The sequence below is a fragment of the Flammeovirga sp. EKP202 genome, from assembly GCF_014534745.1.
In the GTDB taxonomy this organism is placed as follows: domain Bacteria; phylum Bacteroidota; class Bacteroidia; order Cytophagales; family Flammeovirgaceae; genus Flammeovirga.
This window is the reverse complement of sequence record NZ_JACVVP010000018.1, coordinates 61,905-84,005: the sequence shown is the minus strand read 5'-3', so window position 1 is coordinate 84,005 and position 22,101 is coordinate 61,905. Positions and strand designations below refer to the sequence as shown.

The following is a 22,101-nucleotide window of genomic DNA, read 5'->3' as shown; positions in this document are numbered from 1 at the left end:
AAAGAATTAGATGATGAACAAAATATATACTATACTAACATTCTTGATCACAACCTTCTTTACGGGGCAAGCATTCGCACAGCAAATTTGGGTTAAAAATGATGAAGATAATAAGGATTATAACTTAAGTGGAGGAGATGAATTAAAAGCTTGTGATAGAGTGAGTGGAGAGTTTAGGTTAGAAGGTGCTACACCACTTTATTGGATTATAGAAGGCAATAAATTACCTCCTGCACCACCCAAATATTTATTCTCAAAAGAAGGTGTTCATGATATATCAGCCATATATGAGGATGGAGGAACGGAGAAAACAATCACTGTAAGTGTAGAAGTACTTGCTACTCCTACGTCTTCTGATTTTGAACTATCCGCTTACGAGGGGTGTATTGGAACCACTGTTCAATTCTCTTCGAAAGAAAGTGATCAATATGCTTCATTAAGGTTCTTGATTAATACACTTGGAGCGGAGATCAATGATGGTGGTAGTTATACTTTTACAAAAGCAGGAACGTATGAAGTCGTGATGGAGGGTGTGACAGTTGATGGTTGTATTGTTGATGTCAAAAAAACGGAAACCATTGAAATTATTGAAGACTTCGATTTTACGATTGACCCAGTCTTTGCCCAAAGCTGTAGTGACCGATTGACCCAACAGTTTAATGTAAACTTTCAAACGACCACCGGTATTACTTATTCTTGGGATTTTGGAGATGGTTCAGCACTTCAGAATGGTGAAACGGTTAATCATAATTTTGATGATACTAATGGAGATAACTATACAGTGACTGTAACGGGAGAAAAAAATGGTTGTACAGTCACAAAAACAGCTGATGTTACTTTGAATGTAGCACAAGACCTTTTTCAAGTGATTACACCATCCACCTATTGTGATACTTATACCTTACAATTTAGATCTAATTTACCGGCTTCCTTAAATGGCCAAAGTATAACGTGGACAATTACAGAAGACGGAGTGCCTACAACGATTACAAGACAATTACCTTCTACATTAAATAGAACTTTTACAGCAGGAGGAAAAAATATCACTGTAGAGGCTGATTTTGGAGGATGTAACGATAGTGAAGCGATAGCGATTCCAAATCTCTTGCCTACAACAATTGCAATAGATACAAAAACAGAGTATTGTGAAGATGTATACGATGTGAATCTATCGATTCTGAATGAATCTGATCTACCCTCAGGTTATACTTTAAGCTGGAGAAGTGGTACGGATATTCCTAACAATGCAAATCCCATTTTTACATTTAACGATAAGAATCCTCATGTCATTGAATTGGTAGCAACAGGCAATGGTATAGAATGTATTTTAGATCAGGTGACAGTTCAGTCTCAAGATTTATTTGCTACGATTAGCAGCAATACTCCTTTGAGAGGTTGTGAAGGGTTAAATTCGATATTTACATCAAGAGTAACCCATTTTGGAAGAGTACTAACAGACGCCGAATTACAAAATGTAAAGTGGTCAGTCATCAAAGAGGGAGGAGCCACTGAAGAATTTTTCACGGATGATCTTAACTATACCTTCAATGAACACGGTACCTATACAATTCAATATGAAGTGGAAAATTTAGATGGATGTGAATTAGATCCAGTGGTGACGGAGACCGTATTGATAGGTAAGATTATAACTCCCACTTTTACAATCGATCAAAATCCTATTTGTAATGATGATGAAAACTATGCAACATTCACCAATACTACAGATTTGGTAGGATTGGGTATTGATCCTGATCAAATTCAGTTTCAATGGGACTTTGGGGGAGGCTGGGTAAATGCCTACGATGGTTATAATGGAAGAAATAGATATACCAATTATTCTCCTGGCGATTATGAAGTTTTATTGAGAGCAATTTACAATGGTTGTGAGAGTGATATTACAAGAGAAACAATAACGATTGAACCACCAAGAGCAGACTTTGAATTCGATATTGAAGATGAATGTGATGTGAATACGCTTGCTGTTATTAATAACTCAGAGGGAGACGTTAATCTAATGACCTTTGATTGGGAAGTAACTGTAGGAGGGGATACGTATAATTTTACTACTACCGATAAAGACAAGTTTTACCTCTCCAATAAAATAGGGGTTAATCTTACAAGTGGAGCAAACTATACTGTCACTCTTACTGCAAAATTAGCGACTTGTGAAGATATTTTTACTGATGCAATCACTCCACAAGCAAAGCCAACAGTAGATATTTCCAGTAAGGATTTAGTTTGTAAAGATGAAACGATTACATTTTCTCCTGGTGCAGGGATTCACGATGGAAACGCCACTTTTGAATGGACTTTTAAAAAAGACGGAATAGATTATGTTTTTCCAGATGATCCAATCACTGATGCAAGTCCATCGATTACATTTACAGAAACAGGAGAATATGAAGCCACTGTAAAAGTTATATTTAATGATGGAGGATGTGAATTTACGGAAACAAAAGGAGGTATAGATGTAGTAGACCTTTCAGTTTCAGATATGACAGGCGTGAACTCAATTTGTCTGAATGATACAGGGATTCCTTCTACACAAACTTTTTCTGTGGATACGGAAGTCTTGGGAGATCTGACTAAAATTCCAAATTTCAGATGGAGATGGGAAGTATACGGCGATGGTAGCGTTCCATTGTTGTATAAAAGTGGAAACGACCCTACAGCTATTACGGAAAGTATTGTTTATGATTTTATCGCACCAAGAAATAATCAAAATAATAGGTATCGAATCTATTTTACAGCAGAACTTGATAGTACTGATGGGAATGTATGTGGCTTTACCAAAGAAATAAGGGTTAGAGTGACCGCACCAACCATTGATTTTGGAACAGAAAGCGATAACATGTCTTATTTCTTTGCTTGTGACAAAGTGGTTGCCACTCTAAATCCAAAACTCAGCAGAGCAAAATTACAAAACCCTCAAGATAGAGATTATACTTTAGTGTATTTGGATGCTTTAGGAAATGAGACAGCAATTACAGATTATACAGAAGATAAAAGCGAAAGTCATAATGTGAAATTTATCATTAATGACTTGCCTTCTGGAGTGGGTAAAGTGATACTTTCAGTAGAGGATGCCAACAGTTGTAGTGTTTCTGACACTTTGGATGTTGATGTTCCTTCTTTACCTTTTTCAGAAGCTGATTTTACTCCATTTTCTACACAACTTGTACAAGTGGGAGACGAATATGCAATGGCTTGTAGAGGATCTATTGCTTTTACAGATAATGCCGATAATACAGCAGGGAATTCTACCCCTAGAACAGATGTTGATGGCAATGAAATTACAATAAGTAAGTGGTTTTGGATCATTAAGAGTGATTTGGATGGAGATACAAGCGTTGAAACGGATAATGGAAGATTAGATTATTATTTTGAAGCCGGAAATTATGAAGTGTCATTAATGGTAGAAGATGCCCAAGGATGTACAATGATTACTGATTCTAAAAAAATTACAGTAGGTGGTGTAAGAGGTGACTTTACAATCTCAAAAAGAATAGGGTACGCTCCTTTCAGCTCTACTTTTAACGGCACACCATCGTATACTAGTGTAAACTCAGGAAATATCAGTTATCGTTGGTTCTCTGGAGATGGTAGAAGTGAAGTCGTTGGAAATACAATTACATTCCTATACGATAGTATTTTGAAAGAAGATCGAAGAGCCACTCCTGGTGTTATTTTTGAAGATGAACAAGGATGTAGTTACCCTGCCAATCCTCAAGGTGATATTATAATTTTAAGAGTTCCTGAAAGAACAGTCAACGATATTCAAAAATGTATTACAGAGGGCGAAACAGTACTTAATGTTTCTGATCCTACATTTACGCCAATTAATAAAGATACCGTTGAATACAGTTATACTGCTGAGGTATTTTATCAGTGGTATGTGGATGGAGTCGAAATTGCATCAACAGATGGAGGAACGTCAGAAGAAGTGACCTTTTCTTACGAAAAAGATGGAAATCCATTTACAATTGATCCTGATTTGGAAGATGGGAGAACTTACATTATTAAATCATGGATTGAGGCTGATTACATAGATAAAATTGATGGTACAAATTCCCTTTCGGAAACTGTAGCCGTAAGAGCCGATACTTTTAAAGTCATTTATGAACCTCAATCTATTGCTAAATTAGATGATTTTGCAGCGATATGTGTTAGTGATGTACTGACTTTGGACGGTTCATTAAGTGACTTTGAGGATTATAGTAGAGGAAATATTACTTCTTATCATTGGGAAATAAATAATTGGGGAGATACGACAACCACTGAGCCGGTAATCAATGTTCAATTAGAAAATGCTGGTGATTATGATATCAAATTAACAGTGACATCAGATAATAGTTGTTCATCTACTTCAATTGAAAAAACACTATTGGTGAATCCTCTTCCTGTTGTGGCATTTGATGTTACTGCCGTTTGTTTGGGAGAGACGAATGCGTTTACAAATCAATCTATTTACAATGGAATTAATATCAATGATGATCCCTCAATAATTCAAACTGTAAAATGGTATTTTGATTATGGAGATCCACTAAAGGAGGTAATTGTAGAGGACATTTCACCTAATTATACTTTTGATGAAGTCGGCCTACATAAAGTGAAATTAGAGGTGTACTCATTAAGTGGTTGTTTGGATTCTGTGATTCAAGAGGTGGAGATCTATAGTCTGCCAGAGGTCGTGATTTCAGAAGAACAATTTATTTGTATTGGTGAATCAATTGAATTATCAGCAAGCGGAGGTGTGAAATACCTATGGAATAATGGGGAAACAACTGATAAAATTATGGTGTCTCCTACAGCGGATACTGTTTACACTGTTCAAGTTACAAATGCTACCAATTGTGTAGAATATGATTCAGTAAGAGTAAACGTTATTCCATCCTTTAATGAAACGACGACTTTCTTTGAAGCTTGTGAGGGAGAATCCATTACTCTAAATGGGGAATTGATAGATTACCCAAATACAACCGAGGATATACTTTGGTCAACAGGTGAAACGACTTCATCGATTGTGGTGACGACAAGTGGTCTTTATACGGTTTCCAATACAGTAACTCATACTTCTGGGAAGACTTGTACGTTCACGAAAGACATAGAGGTGATTTTTAGAGAAAACCCTGGAATGCTAAGCGCTGATACCGTTTTTTGTTTTGATAAAGGTGATTTAACGCTAACAGCACCAGCAGGAAGCAATTTCACCTACTTATGGGATAACAATCAAACTACGCAATCCATTCAAGTCACAAAGGCCGGAATTTATACGGTGACAATTGTAGATAATTCGCATCCAACCTTATGTGCAACTACTTCTTCTATTGAAGTTAAAACACCGATTACAGTTGCCAATTTTGTGGCCACGCCTGTATGTTTAGGAGAAACAATTTTTATGGATGCATCAGGGTCCACAAGTGATTATGATGATCTTCCAACAGAATATATTTGGGATTTAGGGGTTTATGGTGATACAATTACAACAGAACCGAGTTTATATTATGATTTCCCTGATCATGGTACGCATTCTGTACAACTCATCGTTCAGCCAATTGGCGGTTGTCCTTCAGAAGTATTCTCTTCAGATGTCGAAATTCATAATTTAGTAGATACAAAGTTCACGGTTAACAATATCTGTCGTTATGATTTTGCTGAGTTTATCAATGAGAGTACTTACTATGGAACGTTAATCAGCAGTGATAATGCAGGAATTCAATCTGTACAATGGGACTTTAATTATGATGGTACAACACCAAATTATACAAGTCCTGAAATTTCACCTTCCCATCAATATACAGAGGCTGGTACTTATGATATTTATTTAGAAGTAACAACAGAAAATGGTTGTGCAACATACTATCAAGCTTCTATTACAGTACACGAATTGCCTGAAATTACAATTTCTGAAGATATCTATATTTGTGAGGGAAGTAGCACAGAATTGATGGTTAGTGGCGGAATTGCTTATGAATGGTTGACTACTTCTCAAACTACAGAAAAGATAAACGTAAGCCCTACAGAAGATACTATGTATAAAGTGAAAGTGACCAACGAACATGGTTGTATTGCTTATGATTCGGTGAACGTATACGTGATTCCTGAAATTGAAGATGAGAAAACAGAAATTCAAATTTGTTTGGGAGAGGAATACACATTAGATGGAAGTATTGGTGAATATGAAGGAACGGTAGAAAGTTTTGTTTGGTCAACGGGAGAAAACACACCAACTATTGATGTGTCAACCCCAGGAGAATATATTGTAACAAATACCGTAAGACATATCAGCGGAAAGGAATGTACTTTCTCTAGAGCCTATACACTTTATGTAAGAGATAATCCACCTGAGTTTACCACTTCAGATACAATTTTCTGTTTCAGAACAGGAGGGGAAATTGAAATTACTGCTCCAGGAGGTGATAATTTTGTTTACTATTGGGAAGATTCGGGTGAAACAACTCAAACCGTAAAAAGAGACGACCAAGGCACTTTTGAAGTAAGGATTATTGATACAACTTATGAAACAGAATGTGAATTGTATACCTCCATCAATGTAGTAGATTTATGCCCACCTCAATTATTTACACCAACAGCAATGACACCAAATGGTGACGGTTTAAATGATGAGTTCCTTATTCGATCTCGATATGCAATTAATATTAAATTGAACATCTACAACAGATGGGGAGAAATTATTTTTAGCAGAGAATACAAAGACTCCAGTGAAGCGAGACAAGAAGGAAACGGTTGGGATGGTATGTATAGAGGCAAACTTGTTCCGGGCGGTGTATATACTTATACGATGGATTATGTCAGTGAACTTGATGGCAGTATTCATAGAGATGCTAATTCACTCACCGTTATTCGATAGCAATTTGCAGTAAGATTTCAAAGAAAGCTCATGATGAAAATTTATGGGCTTTTTTTATGTTTTTTTCTCAAAAATAAATTCTTCAATAATGTTACTTATTAATTTAAATGTTACTATATTAGTATCACATTCAAAAATAAGTAACATCATTGAAAGCGAAAGATAAAATATTAAAAACGGCACAAGATCTTTTTTATGCACAAGGAATTAAGAAGGTCAGTGTAAGTGAAATCTATGAGACAGCAGGTGTTTCCAAGATGACGTTTTATCGTCAGTTTAGTAATAAAGAAGATTTAGTATTAACCATACTCCGTAATCTATTTAATACTTCCATGTTGGAGTATAACACAATTGTGGAGGAAAGTACCTCTTTTAGAGAAACCCTTTTGAGATTGACAGAGATGAAAATAAAGTATTCTAAAAGTATGAGTAAGATATTTTTAGAAGAGTTTCTTCAAATGTTCAATGAAAAGGTGGAGGTGATGAAAGAGTTACAAGACATGCAACATGAGGGAAGGTCTTTGTTTGTGCAAGAAATAATGAAAGCTAGAGCTTCCGGAGAAATCAGACAAGATTTAAGTATTGAATTGATGTTGGCAATGCTTGATCATATGCAGGCATTTATTGAAGATCCCAAAAATATAGTGCTGTTTGAATCTTCTGAAGATGTTACGAGAGGTATCATCAACTTTTATTTTTTTGGTATATATGGTCCCCAAGAATAAAAACTAATGAAAAAGCTTCAAATCCTACTTTTGTTGTTGTTGTCCAATACCATTTACGGGCAATCTGAATTCGATTTTAATGGTATGTTAGTGGGTTTTACAACCTACTCTCCCGAAGCGGAACAGCTCAATTTATGGAGTGGTGGACGTTATATTCCAGAAGTGAAATTTGAGCATCAATTTGATTCTCTAAATTCCTTTTCAGCCTTTGCTTCTGCCAATATTTACGGTTCAGTTCAATACGCAAATGGAACTCCGGTTTGGGATGGAACGGTTTTACCTTACAGAGGTTGGGTACGTTATGCTCACGGCAATAGTGAAGTGAGAGTAGGACTTCAAAAAATTGATTTTGGTTCATCTACTTTATTAAGGCCCATGCAATGGTTCAATCAAATTGACCCTAGAGATCCGCTGGGTTTGACTAACGGTGTCTATTCTGCCTTAGCGAGATATTATTTTAAGAATAATGCAAATATTTGGTTTTGGGCTTTATATGGAAATGAAGAGCAAAGGGGGTATGATGCTTTACAATCCGTGAAAGATATTCCTGAACTAGGAGGTAGAGTGCAGTTGCCTACTCCAAAGGGTGAAATTGCGTTTTCATACCATCACCGAAAAGCTGTTTTAGATACAAGATGGAACACCGATAATCCAATGTTCATTGAAACGCCTGAAAATCGAATTGGGGTTGATGGAAAATGGGATTTGTTACTCGGAGTTTGGTTTGAAGGAACTTATACCAAGACCAATAAAAATGTAGGAATCCTCACAAATCAAACACTATTGGACATTGGTATGGATTATACGTTACCGATTGGTAGTGGGCTAAATATAGTAGGAGAACACCTTTTTACCTGGTACGGTGAAGAGTTTAATAATGCTGATTACAAGGGTAATACTACGGCAATTTCGATGAATTATCCGCTATCATATTTTGATAACATATCCGTGATGGTGTATCGAGATTGGACCAATAGCGGAACAGGTTTTTTTACGACTTATAATCATGATTTCGATTTGTGGACAGGGTATTTTATGATCTATTATAATCCCACAACAGATATATCCTCACCCATCGCCACCAATGATTTAAACCAATTTACTCCAGGTTTCGGGGTGCGATTAATGGCTGTATTAAACCATTAATCTCAAAAAGGAATAAACGCAAAAACCATATTAATATGAATACAAACAACATCATCGAAATTCAAAACGTAACTAAGCGTTTTCCGGTAGGAGAAACAGAGTTTACAGCTTTGAGTGACATCAATTTAAAAATCAAGAAAGGTGAATTTACAGGGCTGATTGGTCCTAGTGGATCAGGAAAAACAACCTTATTAAACCTAATTGGAGCATTAGATATTCCTTCAGAAGGAGAAATATTAATCAGTGGAAAAAACGTTGCCGTAAAATCAGACGCAGAGTCCGCACTACTTAGAAACGAACATATTGGTTTTATTTTCCAAAGCTATAACTTATTGCCTGTCTATAGCATTTTTGAAAATGTAGAGTTCCCTTTACTATTACAAAAGAAATCAAAAGCAGAAAGAAAACATGCCGTAATGCAAGCTTTAGATTGGGTAGGGCTTTCTGATATAGCAAACAAGAAACCTTCTCAAATTTCAGGCGGACAAGCGCAAAGAGTGGCCATAGCAAGATCCATCGTAAAGAAGCCCGATATTGTATTAGCAGATGAGCCGACGGCAAACTTAGATTCCACCAATGCTTACAAGATCATGGATATTCTAAAAAAACTGAATGAAGAATTGGGCATCACTTTTATGTTCTCTTCTCATGATAGTAAAGTAATAGAATACCTCAGAAGAGTCATCACTTTGGAAGATGGAAAAGTAAAGAACGACGAAACAAAATAGAAAATGGATACTTTATACAACATAGGGTTGAGTTTTCGATTAGCGTTCAGAAACATCATCAGTTCTGGCTTGAGAACTTGGCTCACTATAACCACATTATCCTTAGCGTTTGTCATGATTTTGTTTTTCAACAGCATGTACACTGGTTGGGAATATCAAGGCATTAGAGATCAGGTCAATTGGGAATTTGCACAAGGGCAAGTGATCCATCCTGATTACGACAAATTGGACCCTTTCACTATTGAAAGTGGACACGGGAACTATGAAAAAGATGCTCATCTGACTCCCGTCTTAATTCGTCAAGCAAATATTTATCCCGATGGGAGAATGGTGCCGATCTTACTAAAAGGCATTCCAGCAGATCAACAAATTGTAGAACTTCCAACTCAGCTCTTAAAAGAAAGCAAGGTCAATATTCCTGCTTTGATTGGGTTAGGAATGGCTCAGGACAACAACCTAAAAGTAGGTGATGCAATACTGATGCGTTGGAAAGATAAAAACGGAACTTTTGATGCTCAAAACATCACCATTGCAGGCATTTTTGAAACCAATGTACCGACCATTGATGCAGGTCAAATTTGGATTGATTTGAATAGAATGAATCAACTGACAGGGTTGCAACAAGAAGCTACCTATTTATTGGCAGATGCCGAATACAATCAAACCACAAATGCTTCTTGGAATTACAAAGACAAAGAGGCATTACTCAAAGAATTTTATGAACTTATCGAATTAAAAAGAGGAGGTTCATCTTTCCTTTATGGTATTTTGATGCTGATTGCTCTGATCGCCATTTTTGATTCACAAGTGTTTTCCGTTTTCAAAAGACAAAAAGAAATAGGCACTTATATCGCATTAGGTTTTACCAAAAAAAGAGTGACTTTCTTATTTACATTGGAAGGAACTATGTATGCATTTATCGCAACGGTGGTAGGTTCTATCATAGCGATACCACTTTTGAGTTGGTTGCATGAAGTAGGTATTCCTATGACTTCTAACGTGGATCAATCCAGAAAAATGGGGATTACTGTAGGCGAATATATTTATCCGCTAATGACGCCGGAACTGTTTACAAAAACAGTTTTTTGGGTAGTGGTACTTTCGGCAGTCATCAGCTACCTTCCCGTTCGCAAGATTGCTAAAATGAATACTGTAGACGCTTTAAAAGGAAAGAAATAATGTTTGAATTTTTATTTAAAGGTCTCATCAGAGACAAAAGCAGAAGTTTACTTCCTGTAATTGTAGTGAGCTTGGGAGTGTCCCTTTCCGTTTTCTTCGTGGGTTACATTGAAGGAATGATGGGGGATATGGTCGATCAGAATGCACGTTTTGGAACGGGGCATATGAAGGTGATGACAAGAGAATATGTCAAAAATATAGCTCAAAAACCATTGGACCTTTCTATACTAGAAACAGGTGAGGTAATACAAGATTTAGAGAAAAGGTATCCTGAAGCAGACTGGGTAAAGCGATTCAATTTTGGAGGTATTTTAGACGTCCCAGATGAAAATGGTCAAACTAAAACACAAGGGATTGCAGGCGGGATGGCTTTTGATATGACAGAAGGAAATTCAGATCTGAAGAGGTTGAACATCGCCAATAATATTGTAGAAGGAAGAATGCCTAATGGTCCCTTTGAAATACTCTTAGGGCAGGGATTAGCCAAAAGAATGAATGTGAAAATTGGTGATCAAATTACCTATTTCGGTTCAACAATGGATGGAAGCATGTCGTTCCAAAACTTTACTTATGTTGGAGCAGTACAATTTGGACTGTCAGTGATGGACGACAAAACTTTTTTAATTGATATAAAAGATGCAGAGCAAATTCTTGATATGGAAGATGCCGTTCAAGAGATTTACGGTTACCTACCCAATGATATTTATGATGATCAAGCAATAGAAGAAATCAAAAATAGTTATAATCAATCCTTTGCCAATGATGATGATGAATATGCACCTCAAATGTTAGCCTTAAGGGATCAGAATGGTTTGAGTACTATGTTGGATATGGTCAATACGATGAGTAGTGCATTCACCTTCTTTTTTATCATTGCCATGTCCATCGTATTATGGAATACAGGATTACTTGGCGGTTTAAGAAGATATACTGAGTTTGGTATTAGAATAGCTATTGGAGAATCCAAAAGAGACATCTATAAATCACTCTTATTAGAATCAGTAATCGTTGGAGCTATAGGATCAGTTTTCGGAACTATTTTAGGCCTGCTATTGACCCTTTACCTTCAAGAAGTAGGGATAGATATGTCAGAAACATTAGGAAATAGTAATGTATTATTTTCTAATGTGATTCGAGCGAAGGTCGTTCCCACTCAATTTTGGATAGGTTTCTTCCCTGGAGTAATGGCTACTTTCTTAGGTGCATTATTATCTGGAAGAGGAATTTTCAAACGTCAAACATCAGAGTTATTTAATGAATTAGGTGTTTAGGATTAATTGAAAGAATACGGTAGTGTAGAGATGCAATGCCTATTAATGTTTCAAGTGTTAAGCGAAAACGTCACTTGGAACTACATATTGGCGAAGTCTCCTGACTTCGAAACGAACAAATACAATTAGGCTATTCGAAGTCGGGAGACTTCGCCAATGATAAATCACAAGTGACGCCTTTCGGCTTAACACTTGCGATATAAAAAGAATTAAAACAATAAAGAAATATGAAAAAAATATTCACCATTGCATTTTTACTTATAGGCTGTACCTTAATGGCACAAGATCCCGTAGCAATGCTTCAAAAAATTGATGAAAATATGTATTCCAGTACAAAAATCACTAAATCAAAGATGATTGTATATGGAAAGAGAAAGAACAAGGAAATTGTGATGGAAGCCTATTCCAGAGGAACAAAAGACACTTTCTCAGAATACCTTTCACCCGCTAGAGAAAAAGGGACTAAAATGTTGAAGTTAGACGATAAACTTTGGATTTACTCTCCATCATCAGATCGTACCATACAAATTTCAGGTCATATGTTGAGACAGTCTGTCAATGGTTCGGACATGTCGTATGAAGATATGATGCAGGAGAAGAAAATGGTGGACATGTACACACCAACGATCAAAGGAGAAGAGCAGATGAACGGAGAAGACTGTTATATATTACAGTTGGATGCTAAAGTGGACGATATTTCTTACCCTAAAGTAAAGATGTGGGTAGAAAAGAAAAATTATGTACCCATGCGTCAAGACCTATTCGCTAAAAGTGGACAGCTTTTAAAGACGATTAACATGGAAGATGTTCGCCCGGTGAATGGAAGGTTTTATCCTTTCAAGATGAATTATAAAGATGTATTAAAAGATGGGAAAGGGACAGATTTTATTGTGATTGAGATGCAGGATAATGTGCCGATTTCTGATAATGTCTTCAACAAAGCGAATCTGAAAAAGTAATTCGAATAGTTGTATAAATCAAAAATGACGTTATTATTTACAGCTCAATATATGTAAATAATAACGTCTTTTTGCTTTTCGATCTTTTAAAATCCTCCGATTCTAGCTAGGTTGGAATTTTGTAAATTTCAAGCTTCCTTCCAAAGACCTTTGTATGAAATTAGTTCGGCTACCATTTACAAGGTACACCTCAATATCTTCATCAAAACAGATTTTAGCAGCACTAACTTTTGAAGTCATTCCGCCAGTTCCCAACCCATTTTCTCTTTCTTCAATAAACTGCTTGATTTCTTCCAAGTCTTTAACAACTGGAATCAATTCAGCATCATCATGAATATTGGGGTTTTTCGTAAATAAACCATCAATGTCAGATGCAATAATTAACTTATCTGCTTTGACAAGTGAAGCCACAAGTGCAGAAAGTTTATCATTATCACCTAAAATCAATTCTTCCACTGCCACGGTATCATTCTCATTAAAAATTGGAATAAACCCGTGTGTGAGTAGTTCATTGACAGTGTTGAGTGTGTTTGTTTTTGATTCATTATTGTCAAAGTCCTTATAGGTCATCAGACACTGTGCGACTTTTAAATCAAAATCACCAAAAACCTCAGCGTAGATCTGTAATAATTTAGGTTGTCCAATTGCTGATAAAGCTTGTTTGGAATGCACCATATTATTTTTCAATCCACTAATATTTATAAACTGTTTGGCCGTGGCAACTGCACCAGAAGAAACCAAAATAATATCATATTGGTCTCTTAAAGCAAGTATTTGACGCCCAATGTTTTCGATTTTACCTCTGGAAATCATACTTGTTCCAGCAGTAAGGGTAGACGTCCCTATTTTTACCACTATTCTTGGTTTCATATTAACCTCTCGTTTGCCCGTTACCTTTAATAAACCACTTGTTTGAGACTAATTGCGCCAATCCAACAGGGCCTCTGAAGTGCAGTTTCTGAGTACTGATTGCGATTTCAGCACCAAAACCAAACTGTCCACCATCAGTAAACCTTGACGAGGCGTTGTGGTAAACTGCAGCACAATCTACTTCATATTGGAATAAAGTTGCACTCTCCTCATCTGTTGAGATGATGACAGCAGAGTGTCCTCCAGAGTATTGGTTGATTGTTGCAATGGCTTCCTCTAGTCCACTTGTAGCAACAAATAATATCTTCTCCGAAAGGAATTCCTCAGGCATTAATGCTTCCACATCAGCAACTTGAACTTCATTATTTAAAGAAGCAATTTTCTGATCACCATGAATATCCAATCCAATTTCTTTGGCACGAGCTACTAAACCTTGAATCTTTTCTTCTAGTTGAGGAATACTTTCATTGAAAAGCACTTTGTCAATTGCATTACAAACACTCAAACGGCTCTTTCCATTAAGGATAACCTCAGTAGCCATTTCAAAGTCGGCATTATCATGCACATAAACGAAGTTATTACCTCGACCACTGATCATCAATGGAACAGAGGTAGTTTGCTTGATGTAGTTGATAAGGCCTTCGCCACCTCTAGGGATGATAAGGTCTAATTTGTGCGTGTTTTCTGCTAATAACTTTTGCGTTGTTTCACGATCTATATCAAGGTACTCGACATAATCTTCACTTACGTTATTTTGGCTCAGTGCTTTTTTCCAAAGGTCAACTAATTGTAAGTTAGACTGACGAGCCTCTTTTCCACCTTTTAATAATATCTTATTTCCTGATTTGAAGGCACTTACAGCCGCTTCAATAGTTACGTCAGGACGAGATTCGTATATAATTAAAATTTTCCCAAAGGGGACCACTCTATTTTCCACTTTCATTCCGTTGGGGTGATCGTACGAAGACAAAACTTTCCCCTCAGGATCTTCTAAACCAATTACTTCGTGTACTGAAGCAACCATCCCTTGCACTTTTTTCTCATCCACTTTTAGGCGGTCTACAAGCGTCGGATCCAAATCGCCCGCTTTTTCAAGATCACTTTTATTGGCTTTAATGATCTCTGAAGAATGATCAGCAATTAGCGTTGCTAAATCATTTAATACCGCATTTTTAGTTTGTGTTGAAAGTATCATAAAAATCTAATAGAGTGTTAGTACTAAACTTCCACAATCGCTGTGGTTTCTATTAATTTCTGCCATAATGCATGAAATAATAGATAAAAAGCAATATACGACGATAATTTTAATTGAATAATAGATTGGGTGAGTTTTTTATAATAGATACCATAAAGTGTTGATAATTTCGTAATTGAACTTGATGTCACTTTAATTTATTTGAAGGGGAAAGCAATTTACTTCTCTAATTTAAACCATTAATTCTAAAGAATTAACTCATAAGGTTGTATTAAAATTGGATGTTTCTTGGAAAATGTAGATAAAAAAGAAATTAACAATTACACCTTGAGTTTAAGCCCACTTAATTGAAATAAATGACTAATTGCTAACCATCGATAGGTCAATTTTCAAAATACACCTTCTCTCATTCTTGATTTATCTCTTAATAATACTTAAGAATTAATAATTGTAGTATCAACACATTGCATTTCACCCAATACAAGAATATCTTGCAAGAAATTGCTCGTTTATGCATGTTTTTGCGATTTTTAAGAACCGACATACAGTTTACAAAAGAGATGAAAAAAATTACTTCAATAGCTTCAATACTAGTACTTTTTCTAATTACAGTGGGTTGTAAAGAAGAAAAGAAAGTAGTAGATGTAAGCAAAAAACCGATTAACTATGTAGATCCTTTTATTGGAACAGGCGGAATTGTGCATACATTTCCTGGAGCAACCACGCCTTTTTCCATGATTCAGTTGAGCCCAGATACTGATACAAAAGGATGGGATCATTGTGCAGGATACCATTATGATGATGATAATATTAAGGGATTTAGTCATACACATCTAAGTGGTACAGGATGGTCAGACCTTGGGGATATTTTACTAATGCCTACCGTTGGAGAATTGAAGTTAGAAGCTGGTGCTATTGAAAATCCAGATGAAGGTTGGAGAAGTCGTTTTTCTCATGAGAAGGAACAAGCAGAGCCAGGTTATTATCAAGTGTACCTTGAAGACTACGATGTAGATGTACAATTGACAGCAGGCAAAAGAGTCGGTTTTCATAAATATACTTTCCCTAATACAGATAACGCCAATATCATTTTTGACCCTACTAACATAATTTTTGGTCAAGTATTAAAAACTGAAATTCATTCTGAAAGCAATGAAGAAGTAACAGGTGTATGTTTAAGTAATGGATGGGGAGGTAAAAGAAATGTGTATTTCGTAGCAGAATTCTCAAAGCCTTATGAAACTTTTAAAGTAGCTAAAAACGGTACTATTACAGATAAGCAAACAGCTTCAGGAAAGGATGTAAAAGGCTTTGCTACATTCAAAACTACAGAAGGAGAGGCTATTGAAGTGAAAGTGGGTATTTCTGCAGTGAGCTTAGAAGGTGCAAGAAAGAACTTGAATGCTGAAAAAGGAATGAGTTTCTCAGTTGCATTAGACAATGCACAAAAGGAGTGGTCAAATGTTTTGAATAAATTTGATATTGAAGGAGGTACTGAAGAACAAAAGACAATTTTCTATACAGGTGTTTACCACAACTTTATTGCTCCTAACTTATCAATGGATGTAGATGGTAAATACATTGCGATGGGAAAAGAACTAACAGCAGATAACTTCATTAATTACTCATCATTTTCAACTTGGGATACTTTCAGAGCAACAAAACCTTTAATTAGTTTCTTAGAAACAAGAATGTCTGAAGAGTTTTCAAAGACATTAATTTCTAGATATACAGATGCGAATGAGCATTTACCACTTTGGGAGCTTTGTGGTGTAGACAATACTTGTATGATTGGCTATCCTTCCGTACCGGTGATATATGATGCGATACAGAAAGGAGCGAATATTAATAAAGAAGAGGCTTTTGCTGCAATGGACGATATTGCCCATTTTAACAAAGTATCGAGTTCTGATGGAGATGGTGGATTGAATGAATACATCAAACTAGGATATGTTCCGGCAGAAATTCCTAAAAATATCTCAAAGACATTAGAATATGCTTATGAGGATTGGGTGATTGCTCAACTGGCTAAAGAACTTGGGAAAGACAAAGAGTACGAATACTATATGAAGCGTGCTCAAAATTATAAGAACGTTTTCAATGAAGAAAGAAACATGTTCTGGCCTCGTAGAGCTAACGGTGAATGGTTTGGAGATATTGTCATGGATGAATGGGAGCCACTGCAAGAGCATTGGATTTCAGGTAATAAATGGGCTTATGATTACTTCGTTCCTCATGCGTTAAATGATTTTATTGAAATGAAAGGCGGAAGAGAAGCATTTGGAAAAGAATTGGATCATTTATTCAGTACAGAATTACATATGAAGGGTGAAGAACACGTGGATATCTCTGGTTTTGTGGGTGGTTATGCCCACGGTGATGAGCCAGGACACGCTAATACTTATTTATACAATTACGTGGGAGAAGCTTGGAAGACACAAGCAATGGTGAGAAGACTTATGGATGAAATGTATTCTGATCAACCTGATGGAATGATCAACAATGAAGATTGTGGTCAGATGTCGGCTTGGTATATCTTCTCAGCAATGGGCTTTTACCCAGCTTGTCCGGGATCACAAGAATACATTATTGGTTCGCCAATTTTTGATAAAGTGAATATGGATTTAGCTAATGGCAAATCATTTACAGTAGTGGCCCATAATCAATCAGCAGAGAATATGTATGTGCAATCGCTTCACTTAAATGGAGAGCCGATTACAAAATCATATATCACACAATCACAAATAGAAGAGGGTGGAGTTCTCACTTTTGAAATGGGACCTCAACCTAACAAAGCTTTTGGAGCTTCTTTGGAAGATCAGCCATTATCAAGTTTGAAATAGATTCAACTATACAACAAAATATTTATGAGATTATTTAATTACTTTTCACTTCTATTAGCACTCCCGCTGATGTACTCTTGTGCACAAAAGGAGGAAAAACCACAATTAGAAGATTTTACAAAATATGTGAGCACACAAGTAGGTTCACTATCCGATTTTAGATTATCTACAGGTAACACTTATCCGGCAGTAGCTACACCTTTTGGTATGAACTTCTGGACACCTCAAACCAATGAAAACGGTGATGGTTGGGCGTATATGTACCAAAAAGATAGTATTAACGGTATCAAACAAACACACCAACCAAGTCCTTGGATCAACGATTATGCGGCATTTTCAATATTCCCAATGACAGGTGAGGTGAAGTTTAAAGAGAAAGAACGTCAGTCGAAATACTCTCACGATACTGAAATAGCCAAACCACATTATTATAGTGTGAATTTGGATACGTATAAAACGAAAGCGGAAGTTGCTCCAACAACTCGTGGTGCAATTTTCCAATTTACTTTCCCTGAAACAAAAGATGCGATTGTTTTAGTAGATGCTTACCATAAAGGTTCTTCGGTGAAGATTATTCCAGGAGAAAACAAAATCGTAGGTTATGTTAAAAATAATAGTGGTGGAGTACCGGATAATTTTGCTAATTATTATGTGATTGAGTTTGATAAGCCTTTCACAACACAAGGAACTTGGAACGGTAAAGAGGCTTCTGAAGCATTGGAAGTAAATGCTGAAAGAACAGCAGGTTATGTGAAGTTTGATACTAAAGCAGGTGAAGTTATTACTGCAAAAGTAGCTTCATCATTTATTTCTGCCGAACAAGCACAAATCAACTTAGATAGAGAGTTAGGTAATAAAACATTTGCTCAAGTAAAACAAGAAGCTAAAGACGAGTGGAACACGGAGTTTAATCGCTTAAAAGTAAAAGGTGGATCGGAGAGAAGCATGCAGAACTTCTATACATCAATGTACCGTACTTTACTTTTCCCTCGTAAGTTTTACGAATACGATAAAGACAATAAATTGGTACACTACTCACCTTATAACGGAGAAGTATTGCCAGGTTATATGTTTACAGATAATGGATTCTGGGATACATTTAGAGCCGTTTTCCCATTCTTCACAGTGATGTATCCTGAGTTGAATAGCCATATCATGCAAGGTTTAGTGAACACTTACAATGAAAGTGGTTGGTTGCCAGAGTGGGCTTCACCAGGTCACAGAGATTGTATGATTGGTTCAAACTCAGCTTCATTGATTGCTGATTCTTACTTAAAAGGAATTAGAGGATACGACATCAATACATTATATACTGCCATTATCAAAAACTCTAACAATCACGGACCATTAGGTTCAGTAGGTCGTATGGGTGTTGATTATTACAATGACTTAGGTTATATCCCTTACGATGTTGGCATTCATGAAAACACTGCCCGTACATTAGAGTACGCTTACGCTGACTTCACAATCATGAAATTAGCCGAAGAGTTAGGAAGACCTCAAGAAGAGATCGACTTATTCGCGAAAAGAGCACAGAACTACAAAAATGTATTTGATCCATCAACCAACTTTATGAGAGCAAAAATGAAGGACGGTTCATGGCAAACACCTTTCATCCCTGAAGCATGGGGTGGAGCATTTACAGAAGGTTCATCATGGCACTACACTTGGTCAGTATTCCATGACCCTGCAGGTTTAGGAGACTTAATGGGAGGTCAAGAAGCATTCGCTGCTAAAATTGACTCTATCTTCTCAACACCATCAATTGCTAATCACGACTACTACGGATTTGAGATTCACGAAATCACAGAAATGAAAGTAGCAGACGAGAAATACGGAACAGGACAATACGCTCACGGTAACCAACCGATCCAGCATGGTATTTACCTTTACAACTACGCTGGTCAACCTTGGAAAGCACAAAAATGGGTACGTAAAGTATTGAAAGACCTTTACAGCCCAACACCTGACGGATTGTGCGGTGATGAGGACAACGGTCAAACTTCAGCTTGGTATGTATTCTCAGCATTAGGAATGTATCCAGTAGCACCAGGTACAAGCGAGTACGTAATCGGTTCACCAGAGTTTGGAGAAGCTGAAATGCAATTGGAAAACGGAAAATCTTTCAAAGTAATTGCGAACAACAATTCAGAAGAAAACGTGTACATCCAATCGGCAACATTAAACGGTCAGCCTTTCAACAAAACCTTCTTAACACATGAGCAAATCATGGCAGGTGGAGAGATTGTATTTGAAATGGGAGCAACACCAAATAAATCATGGGGTACAGCTGCTGACAGTGCACCATACTCTATGTCGAGAGAAAAAAGATAACATTTATATATAGCTTTTGTAACCTCTTGGGAAGTGCCTTTGGTATCTTTTCAAGGGGTTTTTTATTTTTAGATTTCTATCTCAGTAATACTTTATAAGCAATTGCCTTTTGTGAGTTATGGCTTGTTTTCTTTTTTGATTACAACCGATTGAATGCTCTTATAACAATCCATAGCATTAATAATTTATAATAGAATAATAATCTTTTGTGCTTGTTTGTTTAATGTTGTTAACTATCTTGCGAGTTGAATTGTGATTTTGTAACGAGTGAATGTCATAACACAGCAAAATAATTAATGTGACATATGGTGAATACTGAATGTTATTAACTAGGAAAAATGGATCTAACAACTTTTAAGTACGAAATAATTAAATTCTCATTTCAGCTTCTAATAATTATCATAATCGGAGGGATATTTACCCAGTTGATTAATTACCATCTGAAAAAGAAAGAGCTAAAAAAACGATTATTAAGTGATTTCTCTAAATTGCACGGGAAGTTTATCTCTTTAAGATATAGAAATAATTCATTCTATGTTCGAGGCCATCATAATACAGGAGTCGCTGAAACACACCCTTTGCTTATCAATGAGGTACAAATAAGTCAAGAAAAATGGTCGCTCTATCAAGAGGCTTGTGACTTACTGGGTGAGTATGAGGCATTAAAAAATATGATGGTGTTGACTTTTCCTAAAGTTAAAAAAGAGATCGTCAATCTTTTTGTTTTTTACCAAGAATGGAAAAGAATGATCGGAAAAGATACACTAATTATGCAAACTGAAACGGGAGAGAACACAGAAAAATATAAAACTACTAAGGATCTCTACAGAGATATAATCTTGCATGTAAAAGATGATATTTAAAGCAACAACTTAATGAAATAAAGAAATCCCACATTAGACTTTTCGATTTATTGAGAAGTCTTTTTTTATTTTACCTTTTCTGACTCTAACTTTAAGAGAAAGTAAAGATGATAGTTTTAATTTATATCCAGAACGTTACTTTGTAGACATATAAAAGCCATGCAACTTCAATTATGAAAAAGATAATAACTTCAATAACAGTCATTTTCCTCAGCTTAAACTGTTACTCTCAAAACGATAACTCCGCTCATTTACACTATTTGAATCAACTTTTAGAATATCCTTTTTCAACGGAAAAAAATATACAAGGAATTTGCTTCATTACCCCTTCAAATGATTTTGATTATCACCAAGACTCCATTATTCTTAATGATAAAGATAATAATCCAATTGTTAGAATAGCTTTTGATGATTCTCTTGGGGTCGTAACTAATTTTAACGGAAAAGTATTTAAATCTTTTGATTCTTCCAACCCCTTTAGCCCTTGGCTTTGGGTAGATAATCCTGACTATTTCAGACTTTCTTTTGAGTGTACAGATTCTACAGAAAATCTATATAAAGTAAAACTGAATGAAAATGAGTTTGGATGGATAAAGAAAAAAGATAAAAACTTTAAGAAAGAAACCATCAAAGAATTTATACTCAAATGGACAATGGAACCAATGCATCTTGATTTTAATCGAGTAACTAATCCCTTGAAAAAAGAACCTAAATACAGTAGCATCGTAATTGAAAATCCAAAAGTGAGCAAATACAAAATATGGAAAGCAGAATCAATAGATATGGAGGGCGATTGGGTAAAAGTAAAAACTGTATTGGGGGAAATAGGTTGGATAAGATGGCGTGATGGAGAAAAAGTTTTGATTCGAATTGATTATGCCTGTTGATTCAAAAACTGTCCTAACTTCCTTTTTTGAACCTCGTTTTATGAATTAAATTGATCTGGAATAAAAACGTTGTGTTAAGTGTTATATTTTTCTTTGTGATACAATAGATAATCACTAATTTCAAGCCCGGAAAGTTTGAGTCATGCCTTTTTGAAATGCATAAATCATTTTTAACCTATTAAAATATACTTTTGAGAGGAGGATACTTTCTTTCCATAATTTTAGAAAAA

General features: G+C 35.9%; 13 protein-coding genes. 11 read left to right on the top strand and 2 right to left on the bottom strand.

The annotated features are described in order from the left end of the window. The first annotated feature begins 13 nt into the window (after positions 1 to 13). The 7 genes from IC221_RS12900 (at position 14) to IC221_RS12870 (ending at position 12,879) form a co-directional block, all read left to right on the top strand. Positions 14 to 6,871, top strand: coding sequence for a PKD domain-containing protein (locus IC221_RS12900; protein ID WP_188169362.1), 6,858 nt, complete (start codon positions 14 to 16; stop codon positions 6,869 to 6,871). Positions 6,872 to 7,020: 149 nt separating this feature from the next. Further along, on the top strand, positions 7,021 to 7,596 hold the full coding sequence (locus tag IC221_RS12895; protein WP_188169361.1) for a TetR/AcrR family transcriptional regulator: 576 nt from the start codon (positions 7,021 to 7,023) through the stop codon (positions 7,594 to 7,596). Between the two features lie 6 nt (positions 7,597 to 7,602). Beyond that, positions 7,603 to 8,742, top strand: a complete 1,140-nt coding sequence (locus tag IC221_RS12890; RefSeq protein WP_223241368.1) for a hypothetical protein — start codon at positions 7,603 to 7,605, stop codon at positions 8,740 to 8,742. 35 nt (positions 8,743 to 8,777) lie between these two features. Beyond that, positions 8,778 to 9,470 (top strand): ABC transporter ATP-binding protein, encoded by a 693-nt coding sequence (locus IC221_RS12885; protein WP_188169360.1) that lies wholly within the window; start codon positions 8,778 to 8,780, stop codon positions 9,468 to 9,470. A 3-nt stretch (positions 9,471 to 9,473) separates the two neighbouring features. Then, a complete protein-coding gene (locus tag IC221_RS12880) occupies positions 9,474 to 10,649 on the top strand; it encodes an ABC transporter permease (RefSeq protein WP_223241367.1) in 1,176 nt (391 codons plus the stop codon). Then, positions 10,649 to 11,920, top strand: coding sequence for an FtsX-like permease family protein (locus IC221_RS12875; RefSeq protein WP_188169359.1), 1,272 nt, complete (start codon positions 10,649 to 10,651; stop codon positions 11,918 to 11,920). The genes IC221_RS12880 and IC221_RS12875 overlap by 1 nt, the downstream gene beginning before the upstream one ends. Positions 11,921 to 12,147: 227 nt before the next feature. Continuing rightward, positions 12,148 to 12,879 carry an outer membrane lipoprotein-sorting protein gene (locus IC221_RS12870; protein WP_188169358.1) on the top strand — a complete coding sequence of 244 codons (732 nt, stop codon included), beginning with the start codon at positions 12,148 to 12,150 and terminating at the stop codon, positions 12,877 to 12,879. A 102-nt stretch (positions 12,880 to 12,981) separates the two neighbouring features. Here IC221_RS12870 and proB read toward each other — a convergent pair whose 3' ends face one another. After that, complete coding sequence (proB, locus tag IC221_RS12865) at positions 12,982 to 13,749, bottom strand: glutamate 5-kinase (protein WP_044205859.1); 768 nt, start codon at positions 13,747 to 13,749, stop codon at positions 12,982 to 12,984. Position 13,750: 1 nt separating this feature from the next. Beyond that, on the bottom strand, positions 13,751 to 14,944 hold the full coding sequence (locus tag IC221_RS12860) for a glutamate-5-semialdehyde dehydrogenase (RefSeq protein ID WP_188169357.1): 1,194 nt from the start codon (positions 14,942 to 14,944) through the stop codon (positions 13,751 to 13,753). A 560-nt stretch (positions 14,945 to 15,504) separates the two neighbouring features. On the opposite strand from IC221_RS12860, the gene IC221_RS12855 reads away from it, so the two are divergent. The 4 genes from IC221_RS12855 to IC221_RS12840 all read left to right on the top strand — a co-directional run bounded on the left by IC221_RS12855 (position 15,505) and on the right by IC221_RS12840 (position 21,871). Next, positions 15,505 to 17,787: a GH92 family glycosyl hydrolase gene (locus IC221_RS12855; protein WP_188169356.1), complete on the top strand. Its 2,283-nt coding sequence runs from the start codon at positions 15,505 to 15,507 to the stop codon at positions 17,785 to 17,787. A gap of 24 nt (positions 17,788 to 17,811) precedes the next feature. Continuing rightward, positions 17,812 to 20,121, top strand: a complete 2,310-nt coding sequence (locus IC221_RS12850) for a GH92 family glycosyl hydrolase (RefSeq protein ID WP_188169355.1) — start codon at positions 17,812 to 17,814, stop codon at positions 20,119 to 20,121. 338 nt (positions 20,122 to 20,459) lie between these two features. Beyond that, the gene (locus tag IC221_RS12845; protein WP_188169354.1) at positions 20,460 to 20,984 is read left to right on the top strand and encodes a hypothetical protein; all 525 of its coding nucleotides are present in this window, start codon (positions 20,460 to 20,462) and stop codon (positions 20,982 to 20,984) included. Between the two features lie 173 nt (positions 20,985 to 21,157). Then, positions 21,158 to 21,871, top strand: coding sequence for a hypothetical protein (locus IC221_RS12840; protein ID WP_188169353.1), 714 nt, complete (start codon positions 21,158 to 21,160; stop codon positions 21,869 to 21,871). The last annotated feature ends 230 nt before the right edge of the window (positions 21,872 to 22,101 follow it).

Bases quoted from the DNA above. Each gene is read 5' to 3' on its own strand.
- IC221_RS12900 (WP_188169362.1), top strand. From the start codon at position 14: ATGAACAAAATATATACTATACTAACATTCTTGATCACAACCTTCTTT.
- IC221_RS12890 (WP_223241368.1), top strand. From the start codon at position 7,603: ATGAAAAAGCTTCAAATCCTACTTTTGTTGTTGTTGTCCAATACCATT.
- IC221_RS12885 (WP_188169360.1), top strand. From the start codon at position 8,778: ATGAATACAAACAACATCATCGAAATTCAAAACGTAACTAAGCGTTTT.
- IC221_RS12880 (WP_223241367.1), top strand. From the start codon at position 9,474: ATGGATACTTTATACAACATAGGGTTGAGTTTTCGATTAGCGTTCAGA.
- IC221_RS12875 (WP_188169359.1), top strand. From the start codon at position 10,649: ATGTTTGAATTTTTATTTAAAGGTCTCATCAGAGACAAAAGCAGAAGT.
- IC221_RS12870 (WP_188169358.1), top strand. From the start codon at position 12,148: ATGAAAAAAATATTCACCATTGCATTTTTACTTATAGGCTGTACCTTA.
- proB (WP_044205859.1), bottom strand. From the start codon at position 13,749: ATGAAACCAAGAATAGTGGTAAAAATAGGGACGTCTACCCTTACTGCT.
- IC221_RS12860 (WP_188169357.1), bottom strand. From the start codon at position 14,944: ATGATACTTTCAACACAAACTAAAAATGCGGTATTAAATGATTTAGCA.
- IC221_RS12855 (WP_188169356.1), top strand. From the start codon at position 15,505: ATGAAAAAAATTACTTCAATAGCTTCAATACTAGTACTTTTTCTAATT.
- IC221_RS12850 (WP_188169355.1), top strand. From the start codon at position 17,812: ATGAGATTATTTAATTACTTTTCACTTCTATTAGCACTCCCGCTGATG.
- IC221_RS12845 (WP_188169354.1), top strand. From the start codon at position 20,460: ATGGATCTAACAACTTTTAAGTACGAAATAATTAAATTCTCATTTCAG.
- IC221_RS12840 (WP_188169353.1), top strand. From the start codon at position 21,158: ATGAAAAAGATAATAACTTCAATAACAGTCATTTTCCTCAGCTTAAAC.